This is a genomic window from Streptomyces sp. NPDC048696 (genome assembly GCF_043198895.1).
In the GTDB taxonomy this organism is placed as follows: Bacteria; Actinomycetota; Actinomycetes; order Streptomycetales; family Streptomycetaceae; genus Streptomyces.
Window position 1 is genome coordinate 117801 of the sequence record NZ_JBICVJ010000015.1, and the last position, 13179, is coordinate 130979.

Annotated in this window: 17 protein-coding genes and 1 pseudogene; all 18 read right to left on the minus strand. The window is 68.0% G+C overall.

The genetic code is table 11. From position 1 onward, the window contains the following. Positions 1-4 precede the first annotated feature (4 nt). Positions 5-562, minus strand: coding sequence for a 50S ribosomal protein L5 (gene rplE / locus ACGFRG_RS28310; protein WP_067163167.1), 558 nt, complete (start codon positions 560-562; stop codon positions 5-7). Then, a complete protein-coding gene (gene rplX / locus ACGFRG_RS28315) occupies positions 562-885 on the minus strand; it encodes a 50S ribosomal protein L24 (RefSeq protein ID WP_067163164.1) in 324 nt (107 codons plus the stop codon). Before rplX ends, rplE begins: the two co-directional genes overlap by 1 nt. Positions 886-887: 2 nt before the next feature. Continuing rightward, positions 888-1256, minus strand: coding sequence for a 50S ribosomal protein L14 (gene rplN, locus ACGFRG_RS28320; RefSeq protein WP_053727611.1), 369 nt, complete (start codon positions 1254-1256; stop codon positions 888-890). A gap of 98 nt (positions 1257-1354) precedes the next feature. Beyond that, positions 1355-1639, minus strand: a complete 285-nt coding sequence (gene rpsQ / locus ACGFRG_RS28325; protein ID WP_008739702.1) for a 30S ribosomal protein S17 — start codon at positions 1637-1639, stop codon at positions 1355-1357. Continuing rightward, a complete protein-coding gene (gene rpmC, locus ACGFRG_RS28330; RefSeq protein ID WP_015035581.1) occupies positions 1639-1863 on the minus strand; it encodes a 50S ribosomal protein L29 in 225 nt (74 codons plus the stop codon). The genes rpsQ and rpmC overlap by 1 nt, the downstream gene beginning before the upstream one ends. Then, a complete protein-coding gene (gene rplP, locus ACGFRG_RS28335) occupies positions 1863-2282 on the minus strand; it encodes a 50S ribosomal protein L16 (RefSeq protein WP_053727610.1) in 420 nt (139 codons plus the stop codon). The genes rpmC and rplP overlap by 1 nt, the downstream gene beginning before the upstream one ends. A 5-nt stretch (positions 2283-2287) precedes the next feature. Continuing rightward, positions 2288-3130, minus strand: coding sequence for a 30S ribosomal protein S3 (gene rpsC / locus ACGFRG_RS28340; RefSeq protein ID WP_393268432.1), 843 nt, complete (start codon positions 3128-3130; stop codon positions 2288-2290). Further along, positions 3130-3477, minus strand: a complete 348-nt coding sequence (gene rplV, locus ACGFRG_RS28345; RefSeq protein ID WP_030359020.1) for a 50S ribosomal protein L22 — start codon at positions 3475-3477, stop codon at positions 3130-3132. The genes rpsC and rplV overlap by 1 nt, the downstream gene beginning before the upstream one ends. A 41-nt stretch (positions 3478-3518) precedes the next feature. After that, complete coding sequence (gene rpsS, locus ACGFRG_RS28350; RefSeq protein WP_030154697.1) at positions 3519-3800, minus strand: 30S ribosomal protein S19; 282 nt, start codon at positions 3798-3800, stop codon at positions 3519-3521. Between the two features lie 12 nt (positions 3801-3812). Further along, positions 3813-4649 (minus strand): 50S ribosomal protein L2, encoded by an 837-nt coding sequence (gene rplB, locus ACGFRG_RS28355; protein ID WP_361430782.1) that lies wholly within the window; start codon positions 4647-4649, stop codon positions 3813-3815. 39 nt (positions 4650-4688) lie between these two features. Next, positions 4689-5009 (minus strand): 50S ribosomal protein L23, encoded by a 321-nt coding sequence (gene rplW, locus ACGFRG_RS28360; RefSeq protein ID WP_344074964.1) that lies wholly within the window; start codon positions 5007-5009, stop codon positions 4689-4691. Beyond that, positions 5009-5659 (minus strand): 50S ribosomal protein L4, encoded by a 651-nt coding sequence (rplD, locus tag ACGFRG_RS28365; RefSeq protein ID WP_361430781.1) that lies wholly within the window; start codon positions 5657-5659, stop codon positions 5009-5011. Before rplD ends, rplW begins: the two co-directional genes overlap by 1 nt. Before the next feature lie 7 nt (positions 5660-5666). After that, on the minus strand, positions 5667-6311 hold the full coding sequence (gene rplC / locus ACGFRG_RS28370) for a 50S ribosomal protein L3 (protein WP_361430779.1): 645 nt from the start codon (positions 6309-6311) through the stop codon (positions 5667-5669). A 14-nt stretch (positions 6312-6325) separates the two neighbouring features. After that, positions 6326-6634, minus strand: coding sequence for a 30S ribosomal protein S10 (gene rpsJ / locus ACGFRG_RS28375; protein WP_003948644.1), 309 nt, complete (start codon positions 6632-6634; stop codon positions 6326-6328). 545 nt (positions 6635-7179) lie between these two features. Further along, positions 7180-7509 (minus strand): hypothetical protein, encoded by a 330-nt coding sequence (locus ACGFRG_RS28380; protein ID WP_393268438.1) that lies wholly within the window; start codon positions 7507-7509, stop codon positions 7180-7182. Positions 7510-7535: 26 nt separating this feature from the next. Then, positions 7536-12170, minus strand: a complete 4635-nt coding sequence (locus ACGFRG_RS28385) for a putative T7SS-secreted protein (RefSeq protein WP_393268441.1) — start codon at positions 12168-12170, stop codon at positions 7536-7538. Continuing rightward, positions 12170-12805 (minus strand): hypothetical protein, encoded by a 636-nt coding sequence (locus ACGFRG_RS28390; RefSeq protein WP_393268444.1) that lies wholly within the window; start codon positions 12803-12805, stop codon positions 12170-12172. The genes ACGFRG_RS28385 and ACGFRG_RS28390 overlap by 1 nt, the downstream gene beginning before the upstream one ends. After that, positions 12802-13134: pseudogene (locus ACGFRG_RS28395) on the minus strand (SseB family protein); the annotation flags it as partial. The pseudogene ACGFRG_RS28395 and the gene ACGFRG_RS28390, both read right to left, overlap by 4 nt. Between the last annotated feature and the right edge of the window lie 45 nt (positions 13135-13179).

Sequence of the window (13179 nt, forward strand, 5' to 3'; positions counted from 1 at the left end):
TCGCTTACGCCTCCTTGAACGGGAAGCCGAGGTGACGGAGAAGGGCACGGCCCTCAGCGTCGTTGGTCGCCGTGGTGACCACGGTGATGTCCATACCCCGGGTACGGTCGATCTTGTCCTGGTCGATCTCGTGGAACATGACCTGCTCCGTGAGACCGAAGGTGTAGTTGCCACGGCCGTCGAACTGCTTCGGCGACAGACCACGGAAGTCACGGATACGCGGCAGCGCGAGCGACAGCGTACGGTCCAGGAACTCCCACATGCGGTCACCACGGAGGGTGACGTGGCAGCCGATCGGCTGACCCTCGCGCAGCTTGAACTGCGCGATGGACTTCCGGGCCTTCGTCACGGCCGGCTTCTGGCCGGTGATCGTGGTCAGGTCGCGGATGGCGCCGTCGATCAGCTTGGAGTCGCGGGCGGCGTCGCCCACACCCATGTTGACGACGACCTTGACGAGGCCGGGGATCTGCATGACGTTCTCGTACGAGAACTCCTCACGCAGCTTGCCCGCGATCTCCTCGCGGTACTTCGTCTTGAGACGCGGAGTGGTGGTGGTAGCCATCAGATGTCCTCACCCGTCCGCTTGGCAACGCGAACCTTGTTGCCCTCGTCGTCGAAGCGGTAACCGACACGCGTGACGACCTTGTTGCCGTCCTTCTCCACGACGAGCTGAACGTTGCTCACGTGGATCGGGGCCTCGGTGGTCACGATGCCGCCGGTCTGCGAACCGCGAGCGGTCTGGCCGGCCTTCGTGTGCTTCTTGACCCGGTTGACACCCTCGACCAGGACGCGGTCCTCGCGGGGGAAGGCCGCGATGACCTTGCCCTGCTTGCCCTTGTCCTTACCGGTGATGACCTGAACCAGGTCGCCCTTCTTGATCTTCATGCTTACAGCACCTCCGGCGCGAGCGAGATGATCTTCATGAACTTCTTCTCGCGCAGCTCCCGGCCCACCGGGCCGAAGATGCGGGTGCCGCGGGGGTCGCCGTCGTTCTTCAGAATGACAGCGGCGTTCTCGTCGAAGCGGATGTACGAGCCGTCCTGACGACGACGCTCCTTGACGGTGCGCACGACGACAGCCTTGACGACGTCGCCCTTCTTCACGTTGCCACCGGGGATTGCGTCCTTGACGGTGGCGACGATGACGTCACCGATGCCCGCGTAGCGGCGACCGGAGCCACCGAGAACACGGATGCAAAGGATCTCCTTGGCACCAGTGTTGTCGGCGACACGCAGTCGCGACTCCTGCTGGATCACGTCTATCTCCTGATCGTCTGCCGGTTCCCGGCCGGGGCTTGATCTCTCAAACCCCGGCCGAGCCTGGCGGAACTGATCCTGAGCAAAAGCTCAGGAAATTACTTGGCCTTCTCGAGGATCTCGACGATGCGCCAGCGCTTGCTCGCCGACAGCGGACGCGTCTCCATGATGAGGACGCGGTCGCCGACACCGGCAGCGTTCTGCTCGTCGTGCGCCTTGAGCTTGTTGGTACGGCGGATGACCTTGCCGTACAGCGCGTGCTTCACGCGGTCCTCGACAGCGACGACGACGGTCTTGTCCATCTTGTCGCTGACGACCAGACCCTCACGGGTCTTGCGGAAACCGCGCTGCTCAGTCGTCTCAGTCACATTCTTCTCGCTCATCAGGCGCTCTCCACCGTCTCGATGCCCAGCTCGCGCTCGCGCATCAGGGTGTAGATCCGGGCGATGTCCTTACGGACGGACTTGAGCCGACCGTGGTTCTCGAGCTGGCCCGTCGCCGCCTGGAAGCGGAGGTTGAACAGCTCTTCCTTGGCCTCGCGGAGCTTGTTGAGGAGCTCCTCGTTGCCCAGCTCGCGCAGCTCGGACGCCTTGGTTCCGGCCGACATCACGCCTCACCTGCCTCGCGCCGAACGATGCGGCACTTCATCGGGAGCTTGTGAGCAGCGCGGGTGAGCGCCTCACGAGCAATCTTCTCGTTCGGGTAGGACAGCTCGAACATCACCCGGCCCGGGTGAACGTTCGCGACCCACCACTCCGGAGAACCCTTACCGGAACCCATGCGGGTCTCGGCAGGCTTCTTCGTCAGGGGGCGGTCCGGGTAGATGTTGATCCAGACCTTGCCGCCACGCTTGATGTGGCGGGTCATCGCGATACGAGCCGCCTCGATCTGGCGGTTGGTCACGTACGCCGGCGTGAGGGCCTGGATGCCGTACTCGCCGAACGCAACCGTCGTACCACCCTTGGCCATACCGCGGCGCTTGGGGTGGTGCTGCTTGCGGTGCTTGACCCTACGGGGGATCAGCATTTCGGTCAGGCCTCCGTTCCGGTGCTCTCAGCCGGAGCGGCGGCGGCGGGAGCCTCGGCCTTGGGGGCCTCGGCAACCGGCGCAGCCTGCTGCGGCTTGCGGCCGCGACCGCCACGCTCGCCGCCACGACCACCGCGGCCACCGGCCGGACGGTCGTTGGCGCCACCACGGGCCGGGCGGTTACCCGCACGGGCCGCTGCGTTCTCGGCGCGGACCTCGGCGATGTTCTTGACATCGCCCTTGTAGATCCAGACCTTCACGCCGATGCGGCCGAAGGTCGTCTTGGCCTCGAAGAAGCCGTAGTCCACGTTCGCGCGGAGCGTGTGCAGGGGCACACGGCCCTCGCGGTAGAACTCCGAGCGGGACATCTCGGCGCCGCCGAGACGGCCACCGCACTGGATCTTGATGCCCTTGGCGCCGGCCTTCATGGTGCCCTGCATGCTCTTGCGCATGGCACGGCGGAAGGAGACGCGGGAGGAGAGCTGCTCGGCAACGGCCTGCGCGACCAGCTGAGCGTCCATCTCGGGGTTCTTGACCTCAAGAATGTTCAGCTGGACCTGCTTGCCCGTGAGCTTCTCGAGGTCGCCGCGGATGCGGTCGGCCTCGGCGCCACGGCGGCCGATGACGATGCCCGGACGCGCGGTGTGGATGTCCACCCGCACACGGTCACGGGTGCGCTCGATCTCAACCTTCGAGATGCCGGCGCGCTCCATGCCGGACGTCATCATCCGACGGATGGCGACGTCTTCCTTGACGTAGTCCTTGTACAGCTTGTCGGCGTACCAACGGGACTTGAAGTCCGTGGTGATGCCGAGCCGGAACCCATGCGGGTTAACCTTCTGGCCCATTACCGGGTTCCTTCCTTGCTGCTGACGACCACGGTGATGTGGCTGGTCCGCTTACGGATCCGGTAGGCCCGGCCCTGAGCACGCGGACGGAACCGCTTCAGGGTCGGACCCTCGTCCACAAACGCCTCGCTGATGAACAGCGAAGAGGCGTCCGTGTGGTCGTAGTTGTGCGCGGCGTTGGCGATGGCGCTGTCCAGCACCTTGCCAACCGGCACGCTCGCGGCCTGCGGGGCGAAACGCAGGACCGCCTGAGCCTCCGTGGCATCCATGCCACGGATGAGGTCCACCACGCGGCGGGCCTTCATGGGCGTGACGCGGATGTACCGCGCCTGGGCCCTGGCTTCCATGGTTGTCCCTTCGGTGTAAGTCATAGTCGTTCCACCCCGCGTTAGCGGCGCTTCGACTTCCGGTCGTCCTTGACGTGGCCGCGGAAGGTGCGAGTCGGCGAGAACTCGCCGAGCTTGTGGCCGACCATCGACTCGGTGACGAACACCGGGACGTGGGTCTTGCCGTTGTGCACCGCGATCGTGTGGCCGAGCATGGCCGGGATGATCATCGAGCGACGGGACCAGGTCTTGATGACGTTCTTGGTGCCAGCTTCGTTCTGGGCGTCCACCTTCTTTACGAGGTGTCCGTCGACGAAGGGCCCCTTCTTGAGACTGCGCGGCATCTAAACCCGCTCCTAGCGCTTCTTGTTCGTCTTGCGGCGGCGGACGATGTACTTGCTCGATGCCTTCTTCGGCGAGCGAGTACGACCCTCCTTCTGACCCCACGGGGAGACCGGGTGGCGACCACCGGAGGTCTTGCCCTCACCACCACCGTGCGGGTGGTCAACCGGGTTCATCGCGACACCGCGGACGGTCGGGCGAACGCCCTTCCAGCGCATACGGCCGGCCTTGCCCCAGTTGATGTTCGACTGCTCGGCGTTGCCGACCTCGCCGATCGTGGCGCGGCAGCGGACGTCGACCAGGCGGATCTCACCGGAAGGCATACGAAGGTGGGCCATCGTGCCCTCCTTCGCCAGCAGCTGCACGGAGGCACCCGCGGAGCGGGCGAACTTCGCGCCGCCGCCGGGCCGCAGCTCGATGGCGTGGATGGTCGTACCGACCGGGATGTTGCGCAGCGCCAGGTTGTTGCCGGGCTTGATGTCGGCCGCGGGGCCGTTCTCAATCCGGTCGCCCTGCTGCAGGCCCCGGGGGGCGATGATGTAGCGCTTCTCGCCGTCCGCGTAGTGCAGGAGCGCGATGCGCGCGGTGCGGTTGGGGTCGTACTCGATGTGAGCGACCTTCGCCGGAACGCCGTCCTTGTCGTGACGACGGAAGTCGATCACGCGGTAGGCGCGCTTGTGTCCGCCACCCTGGTGGCGAACGGTCACACGACCGGTGTTGTTACGGCCGCCCTTGCTGTGCAGGGGGCGGACCAGCGACTTCTCCGGCGTGGACCGCGTGATCTCGACAAAGTCGGCGACGCTGGAGCCACGACGGCCCGGAGTCGTCGGCTTGTACTTGCGGATACCCATTTCTCAGTCCTCGTCCGATATTCGGACCAGGGCGCTCCGTTAGGAGGCCTGGCCGAAGATGTCGATACGGTCGCCCTCAGCGAGGGTCACGATGGCGCGCTTGGTGTTGGCGCGCTTGCCGAAACCGGTCTTGGTGCGCTTGCGCTTACCCTGACGGTTGATCGTGTTGACCCCGGTGACCTTGACCGAGAAGACCGCCTCGACGGCCTGCTTGATCTGGGTCTTGTTGGCGCCGGGCGCGACGATGAACGTGTACTTGTTCTCGTCCAGCAGCGCGTAGCTCTTCTCGGAGACGACCGGCTTGATCAGCAGGTCGCGCGGGTCCGTGAAGGTCTTGCTGGTAACGGTCGCCTCAGACATCAGGCGTCGCTCCCTTCGGTCTCAGCGGTCTGGGGGCCAGACACGAAGGACTCGAAAGCGGCCTGGGTGAAGACCACGTCGTCGGAGACGATCACGTCGTACGTGTTCAGCTGGCCCGGCTCCAGGATGTGCACCTGGGGCAGGTTGCGGGCGGACAGCCACGCGGCCTCGTCGGCGCGCTCGACGACCAGGAGCAGGTTCTTGCGCTCCGAGATCTTGCCGAACAGCGTCTTGGCGGCCTTGGTGGAGATACCACCCTCGACCACGCCGGTGACGACGTGGATACGGGAGTGACGCGCCCGGTCCGAGAGGGCACCGCGCAGGGCGGCGGCCTTCATCTTCTTCGGGGTGCGCTGCGAGTAGTCGCGCGGCACGGGACCGTGCACGACGCCACCACCGGCGAACTGCGGCGCGCGGGTCGAGCCCTGACGGGCGCGGCCGGTGCCCTTCTGGCGGTAAGGCTTCTTGCCACCACCACGGACTTCGCCACGGGTCTTGGTCTTGTGCGTGCCCTGGCGGGCAGCCGCGAGCTGAGCGACGACGACCTGGTGGATCAGCGGAACGCTGGTCTTGGCGTCGAAGATCTCCGCGGGGAGCTCGACGGTCCCGGCCTTGTCGCCAGCCGGCGAAAGGATGTCAATGGTGCTCATCGGTTCCTCAAACCCCCTTGGCCGCGGTACGGACCAGGACGAGGCCACCGTTCGGACCGGGGACCGCGCCCTTGATGAGCAGCAGACCCTTCTCCGCGTCAACGGCGTGGACGGTCAGGTTCTGGGTGGTCACACGCTCGTTGCCCATGCGGCCCGCCATGCGGAGGCCCTTGAACACACGGCCAGGGGTGGCGCAGCCACCGATGGAACCGGGCGAGCGGTGCTTGCGCTGGGTGCCGTGACCGGCGCCCAGGCCCTTGAAGTTGTGACGCTTCATGACACCGGCGAAGCCCTTGCCCTTGCTCTTGCCGGTGACGTCGACCTTGACGCCCGACTCGAACACGGCAGCGGTGATCTCCTGGCCGAGCGTGTACTCGCTGGCGTCAGCGGTACGCAGCTCCACCAGGTGGCGGCGCGGGGTGACGTCGGCCTTGGCGAAGTGACCCTTGAGGGGCTTGTTCACCTTGCGCGGGTCGATCTCGCCGAAGGCGATCTGGACCGACTCGTAGCCGTCGATGTCGTTGGTGCGGACCTGCGTCACGACGCACGGACCGGCCTTGACGACGGTCACCGGGACGACCCGGTTGTTCTCGTCCCAGACCTGGGTCATACCGAGCTTCTCGCCCAGGACGCCCTTGATGTTCTTGCTCATCTCGGCCCGTCCCTTCAGAGCTTGATCTCGATGTCGACACCGGCCGGGAGGTCGAGGCGCATGAGCGAGTCAACCGTCTTCGGCGTGGGGTCGAGGATGTCGATGAGGCGCTTGTGCGTGCGCATCTCGAAGTGCTCGCGAGAGTCCTTGTACTTGTGCGGCGACTTGATGACGCAGTACACGTTCTTCTCAGTGGGCAGCGGCACCGGGCCTGCGACCGACGCACCAGTGCGGGTCACCGTCTCGACGATCTTCTTCGCCGAGGAGTCGATGACCTCGTGGTCGTAGGCCTTGAGCCGGATGCGGATCTTCTGTCCCGCCATGGCTACTTAGTAGTCCTTTGTCTCGTAAACGCTCTGGAACCCGGGGGTTCTACTGACTCTGTCTCCGACCCACGCGGTCGGGCGTGTCGCACTCCCTCTACGCAGAAATCCCATACGGGATTTCCCAACCAAGGGGATGCGGGCCACAGGACCACGCGGCCGGGGGCAGAACACCCACCGGGTGCCTGGCCGGAGCCCCGCTGACACTTCCCGGAAGATTCCCGTACGTCCGCTCCAGCGCCGCCGCACGACGATGCCGTACGACAGATGGGGCGACGAGTACTGTGGGACTCGCTTCCGGTCCTCCCGGCGGGAGGCGCGCAGCATCGGCACTCAACCGAGCAACCCCGACAGTCTGCCATACGGGGCGCATGCCTGGCCAATCGAGCCGAGGATCGTACCCCACGTCACAGGGGGGTACGCACGGGGCTCGTCGTCGGCGGGTCGGGGTCGCGGGCGCCGGGCCCCAAAGACGCACCCGGCTCACAGGGGCGGACCGGCCCTCCCGCGACGTTCACCTCGGTCCGGGTACCCCACCGCCGCGATCACTCGGTTTCGAGCAGATCATCGATGTACTCGCGAAGGGGGCCGGGCACGGAGCCCCGATCAATAGCGCGAAGACGCGTCAGGGTTTTTGTATCCGTCAACCCACCCTCTCCGAGCGCCAGGAGCGCATGCAGCTGCGCTTCCAGAGCGGAATGGACTGGTTCGCAGGCCGCGCACACCGACAGGACCGCAGCCAGCATGTGGCCGTCGGCCTCGGAGTACGCGGACACCCAGTCGGTCGATCTGTCAGCCGCCCTCTCGCGGTCCCGGGCATCCGAGGAAACCAGATCGCGGAGCAGTTCCAGCAGCTGTTCCGAATTTACCGACACCGAAACCTCGTCTATTGTTTGGCTGATCAGTAGGGCAAGGGATAGGCCGACGGCCACGGGATGTGGGTGTCATTGGCCGCTCCTGGATTATAGTGCGGGCTGTTCGGATTATGGACCTGCCGATGATAGAGATTTCCTGATAGATCCTGATACTTCCCACCTATCGAAATCCGATAGACATCACCCAGCGACGCATTTGAACCAACTGGCGCTTTTCCGTCCGGGCCATGCACACGCATTCGCACCACGTTTCCCGTGTGGGGGTCGGTCCACTTGTATTCCACGCCGACCTGCGCACCACCGTTGGCGTCGGGAGTCAGCCTCCGCATGTCTGCGCCCGACGGCACCACGTCCATCGGGTTCGCGTGACGCAAGTCCCAGCCGGCATCCGGAATCCTCGGTGGGCACGGGGAAAGCCCCAGCGGGTCGGCCCAGGTGTGTGGGTTGTGAACATAGGCGACCGGGCTGGGGCCGGCTTCCAGGCCCAGCGGATCCACCGACAAATACCGCCCCACCTCCGGGTCGTAATGCCGGAAGTAGTTGTAATGCAGCCCCGTCTCCGGGTCGAAGTACTGGCCCGGGAACCGGAGTGGGGTATAGGTCGTCGCGGATGACGTCCACGTCGTCGTGCCCCACAGCGTCGACCTCGTGCGCCACGCGATCTCGCCACGCTCGTCGATCAGCTCGCTCGGTGTGCCCACCAGGTCCGTGACGATGGTGAAGAATCGCTCGTCGATCGCCTCCTGGGAGGGCTCGCCGACGCGTTCCGTCTGGGCCATCGGCCGCAGGCCGTCGTGGTCCCAGGTCAGTGTGACCGGGGTCGGTGTCCCTGACCCCGTCGTGGTCTGTTCGCACAGGGTCGACCCGTCCCAGGTGAAGAGCACCCGCTCCCCCGACGCCGACTCCTTCGCGATACGGCGGCCCAGCGGGTCGTACCGGTAGTGCCATACGACCCCGTCGGGCGTCGTCACCGACGTCAGGCGGTCCTCGGCGTCCCAGGTGTATCGCCAGACCTCCGGTTTACGGGACAGGCGGGTGCGTCGGCGCAGGATCACCCGGCCCTGCGCGTCGTGCTCGTAGCGGACGCCCCCGGCCCGCGTGATGCGGGTGCCCGCGTACGTACGCGCACCCGTCGCCTCCTGTCCCGGGTGCGTCGTCGGCCAGGCCGCATCCGTCTGGTTGCCCGCCGCGTCGTACGCGTACCGCTCGGTCCAGCCGTGGGCGTGGACCGCCGTCACCCGGCCGACCCCGTCCAGGTCGAAGCGGCGCGGGCCGGACAGCTGGTCGTCGACCGCGACCAGGTTGCCGTCGGGCCGGTAGGTGTACGCCCGGTGCTGGACCCGTCGACCCTCCGCGCCCGTCACCGACTGTTCCGTCAGCCGCCCCAGCTCGTCGTACGCATGCGTGAAGCGGACCTCGCCGACCGCCCGGCTCAGCTCGCGCCCCACCCCGTCGTACGCGAAGGACAGCCTGCGTCCCGACGTCGTCAGGTCCGCCCGGCGCCCCGACGCGTCGTAGCTCCATGCGCTCGCCGCACCTCCCGGCGTCGTCCGGCCGACCCGCCGCCCCAGCTCGTCGTACGAGAACGACAGCCTCCGGCCGTTCACCGTCTCGGCCCTCAGCCGCCCCGCCCGGTCCCGCAGCCACGTCACCGTCGCGTCCGGGTTGGCCGCGAGGGCGAGGCGGTCGGAGAGGTCGTACTCGTAGGTCGTGACCGCACCGGCCGCGTCCTTGCGGACCACTTGGCCCAGGGCGTTCCGTTCGTAGCGGATGCTCTCGCCCAGACCGTTCGTACGGGACGCCAGCGCCCCGGCCGCGTCGTACTCGTAGACCAGCGCGCGGCCGTCGAAGTCCCTCTCGGACACCATCCGCCCGGCCGGGTCGTACGCGTAACTCCACGTCAGGCCCTGCGGGTTGGTGACCCCCACCAGTCGCAGTTCCGTGTCGTGCGCGAACTCGTAGCGCACGCCGTCCGGGCCCGTCCGCGCCGCGAGCAGGTCGAAGTGCGTGTACTCGTACGTGGACACCCCGCCCAGCGCGTCCACGTGCCGGACGCAGTTGCCCTCGCCGTCGTACGTCCAGCTCTGCGCCGTACCGTCCGGCTCCACTCGGCGGGCGATCCGGCCTTCCGGGGTCCACTCGAAGCGGACGACCGCGCCCAGCGGATCGGTCACGGCCACCGGGCGGCCGAAGGCATCGCGCGCGTAGTGAGTCACAGCCCCCAGCGGGTCGGTGACCTCGACCGGGAGGCCCGCCGCATCGCACCGGACCCGCGTCACGTGCCCAAGACCGTCCGTCACCGAGGCGAGGTGGCCCGCCTCGGTGTACGTGAAGCGGGTCGTCGCACCCGCCGCGTCCGTCACCGACGTGCGGTTGCCGCGCTCGTCGTACGTGTAGCGGCACTCCGTCCGGTCGGGCGCGACCACCGAGACCGGCAGGTTCAGCTCGTTGTACGCGATCGAGGAGCCACGCCCGTCCGGCCGCGTCACCGCCACCGGATTGCCCCGCTCGTCATAGGCGAAGCGCGTCACCCGCCCCAGGGCGTCCGTACGGGACAGCAGCCGGTGGTGCCGGTCCCACTCCGAGCGCGTCACCGCCCCCGTCGGGCCGGTCTCCTCGACGATCTGCATGCGCTCGTTCACGGCGTAACGGGTCGTGGCGCCGAAGGAGTTCGTCGCCACGGTGGCTCGCAGACCTGTCGTCGGGTCGGGCTCCTCGTAGCGGAAGGCGTAGCGCAGATGGCCCGCCTCACCCGTCTCGAAGACACAGCGGTCCCGGTCGTCGTACGCGTACCGGTACGAGCTGTCGTTGCGGTCGGTCCAGGAGACGAGCCGGCCCCGCTCGTCGTATGCGAAGCGCATCGGCAGACCCGAGGAGTCGACGACCTCCGTGAGCTGCCCGCCGGTGTAGCCGTAGCGGATCAGCCCGCCCGCCCCCGCGAGGGCGACGGCGGTGATCCGGCCGTCCGAGGTGGTGAGGTCGAGGCGGTGGCCGCCGCAGTGGGAGATCGCAGTCGGGGCGCCGTCCGGGGCGTACTCGAAGGTGATCCAGTTGCCGTTGCGGTCGTCGATCTGGACCAGCGGAGCCGTCCCGTCCGCCCACTCCAGGAAGTGCCGGACCAGGCCGGAGTCCGGGTCCGTGACCGTGTAGCCGCCGTCGGCCGTGCGGTCCAGCGGCAGGCGCGGGCCGTGCTTCGGCAGCACCGGCACCCCCGGCGCGGGGTGCGGATACTCCAGCAGTTTGCCGTCCTCGGTCACGAAGACCAGGCCCTCGGCGTCGATCTCCAGACGCTGGTCGGCCGTGGAGGCCCAGGACGGCCCGAGCCAGCGCCCGCAGGCGTAGCCCGACTCCGTACGGCGCCGGAAGAGCAGGGGGAGCACGCCCGCGAGGGAGACGTCGGTCTCCATCAGGAACACCCGGCCGGAGGCGACGTCGACCGGGTCGCCGCAGTCCTTCTTGGCCTCGTCGGGCCGCGACCTCGCGTGCGGGTCGTCCTTCGCGGCCTGCCGGGCCGCGTTCACTCCGGCGCCCTCGGCACCGTCCTTCACTCCACCCCGCAATACCCCCTTGAACAGCCCCGCGCCCTTGGCTCCCACCAGGTCCGGCACCATCCGCCCCGCGAACTCGCTCGGGTCCTTCTGCGCCGAGTCCCACATGTCGCTGGCCGTGCGGTCCGGGTGGACGGCCGCCGATCCGAGACCCGCGAGGGTCGTGTTGACGTGCTTGTAGTAGTCGGCGGGGTGCGTGAGGTTGTACGGGTCCAGCGGGTCGATGCCGCGTACGAAGTCGAGCAGGCCGCCCGTTCCCTTGGCGAGGCCACCGCCGAAGTGGGCCAGTTCGATGCCGCCGCCCACGCCCCAGTCCATGACGTCGGCCTTGGCGCGGGCGAGTGGCGGGGGCACCTTCGGGGCGTGGGCGAGCGCCGCCGTCACGGCGGCCTTCGCGGTCTCGGCCGCCTCGTTGCGCTGGCGGCGGGCGGCACGGAGGATTTCTGCGGCCTGTTCCCGCTGCGCCTTGCCCGGGTCGCTGAAGGGCGCAGGACGCGGGCCGGGATCCTCGCCCGCCTTCAGCTTGGCGTTGTACGCGTCGGCCGCCGTGTTGTACGCGGTGCGCGCGGTCTCCGAGGACTTCTTGCCCTCCTTGTGGAGCGCGACGGCCTCCTTGGCCTGCCCCTGCGCCCAGTCGACCGTGGCGGCGTACGCGTCCAGCGCGCCCGCCGCCTTGTCGCAGGCGTCCGCCGCGTGCAGCCACTTCGTGGGATGGGTGGCGTACTTGGCGCGGAACGCGTCGCCCGCCTCGCCCTTCCAGTGCGACGAGTCCAGGGCCTTCAAGCCCCGGCCGACCCGTTCGAAAGCGCCCTTGAAGGCGGTGAGGTGCTTCGCGGTCCCGCGGATCTTGCCCGCGTCGCCGTGGACGAGCTCGTTGGCCTCCTCGGTCTGGCCGAGCTGCTTCTCGGCCACCTCCGCGCCCATGTCGGACGCGAAGTCGTCGCCCCAGTCCTCGATGGTGTCCGCGATGCCGTCGGCCCCGACGTATTCGAGCGCGTCCCCGGCCCGGTGGGCGGCCCAGTCGACGCCCTCGCCGACCGCCTTCTTGACCGTGCCGATCCCGTGCTCGATCTTCCCGAGCCCCGAGTTGGCCAGCTTCCCCCAGTCCGGCATCAGTCGCGCCCCCAGTGCGCCCGGTCGACGACCTCCTGGTCGGGGTTGACCGCCCGCCGGGACACCTCGTCCACCTGCGCGCGGGTCCGCTCGTCGATGACGCCGGCGTCGGCCATCCGGTCCATCACGCCCGCCTGTATGTCGTACGAGGCGTTGTCCCAGGTCCGGTTGACGTCCTTCTGCGCCTGCTTGAACGAGTCCGCGCTGTAGTCCGCGCCGTCGAACGGGGTCTGCGTCGCCAAGTCGCCCCAGCTCTTCTTGGCGACCTCCTCCTCGCTCAGGTTGGGATCGCCGTTGACGGAGTTGGCCAGCACCTTGAAGCTGTCGCTGACGTAGTGCTCCTCCTCGTAGATGACACCCGCCGACAGGCCGACGGCGTGCGCGAAGCCGTTGCCCTCCTGGGCGAGGCCGCGCACGCCCCACTCCCAGCGGTCGCAGAACGTCTTGAACTCGGAGGTCAGCCCGGAGTGGCCGAGCTCCATGCCCGAAAGCGCCAGCTCGGAGAAGCCCCGGCCGACCGAGCCCTCCCCCACCATCCCGATGTCCTTGAGCTCACCGAGCGTCTTGTTGATGCCGTCGGTGATCGCCGCGAGCGCGGCCCTCGGCGCCGCGAGGTCGGGGTTCTCGCCGCTCATGCCGCGACCACGGCCACGCTGTCCGGCACGATCCCGGCGACCGGCGGAAACAGCACGCCGTCATCGCCGCCCACATCGAGGGCGACCCCACCCGGCACCCCGAGCGCGGGCACCATCACATCCAACAGCCGTGCGCCGAGGACCCGTTGATACGTCCACTCCCGCGCACCTTCACCCCGTACGCGCGCGAACCGCGCCAGCGCGGCCTCGTCGGAGAAGGCACAGATCCACCGGACCCCGCCCCTGTCCGCCGTCCAGAGACCACCACCGTCGACGAGTGGTACGAGGACGGCGGTACGCCGTAACTCACCCAGCAATTCCGGGAACTGCGCTATGTCGGCATCCACCCGACAACCGTACTGAGGCCCCTCCCG

What these genes read in the sequence shown, in the direction of transcription:
- rplC (WP_361430779.1), bottom strand. Translation starts at nt 6,311, where the DNA reads ATGAGCAAGAACATCAAGGGCGTCCTGGGCGAGAAGCTCGGTATGACC.
- rpmC (WP_015035581.1), bottom strand. Translation starts at nt 1,863, where the DNA reads ATGTCGGCCGGAACCAAGGCGTCCGAGCTGCGCGAGCTGGGCAACGAG.
- rplE (WP_067163167.1), bottom strand. Translation starts at nt 562, where the DNA reads ATGGCTACCACCACCACTCCGCGTCTCAAGACGAAGTACCGCGAGGAG.
- ACGFRG_RS28390 (WP_393268444.1), bottom strand. Translation starts at nt 12,805, where the DNA reads ATGAGCGGCGAGAACCCCGACCTCGCGGCGCCGAGGGCCGCGCTCGCG.
- rpsS (WP_030154697.1), bottom strand. Translation starts at nt 3,800, where the DNA reads ATGCCGCGCAGTCTCAAGAAGGGGCCCTTCGTCGACGGACACCTCGTA.
- rplP (WP_053727610.1), bottom strand. Translation starts at nt 2,282, where the DNA reads ATGCTGATCCCCCGTAGGGTCAAGCACCGCAAGCAGCACCACCCCAAG.
- rpsC (WP_393268432.1), bottom strand. Translation starts at nt 3,130, where the DNA reads ATGGGCCAGAAGGTTAACCCGCATGGGTTCCGGCTCGGCATCACCACG.
- rplV (WP_030359020.1), bottom strand. Translation starts at nt 3,477, where the DNA reads ATGGAAGCCAGGGCCCAGGCGCGGTACATCCGCGTCACGCCCATGAAG.
- rplX (WP_067163164.1), bottom strand. Translation starts at nt 885, where the DNA reads ATGAAGATCAAGAAGGGCGACCTGGTTCAGGTCATCACCGGTAAGGAC.
- rplW (WP_344074964.1), bottom strand. Translation starts at nt 5,009, where the DNA reads ATGTCTGAGGCGACCGTTACCAGCAAGACCTTCACGGACCCGCGCGAC.
- rpsJ (WP_003948644.1), bottom strand. Translation starts at nt 6,634, where the DNA reads ATGGCGGGACAGAAGATCCGCATCCGGCTCAAGGCCTACGACCACGAG.
- rpsQ (WP_008739702.1), bottom strand. Translation starts at nt 1,639, where the DNA reads ATGAGCGAGAAGAATGTGACTGAGACGACTGAGCAGCGCGGTTTCCGC.
- ACGFRG_RS28385 (WP_393268441.1), bottom strand. Translation starts at nt 12,170, where the DNA reads ATGCCGGACTGGGGGAAGCTGGCCAACTCGGGGCTCGGGAAGATCGAG.
- rplB (WP_361430782.1), bottom strand. Translation starts at nt 4,649, where the DNA reads ATGGGTATCCGCAAGTACAAGCCGACGACTCCGGGCCGTCGTGGCTCC.
- rplD (WP_361430781.1), bottom strand. Translation starts at nt 5,659, where the DNA reads ATGAGCACCATTGACATCCTTTCGCCGGCTGGCGACAAGGCCGGGACC.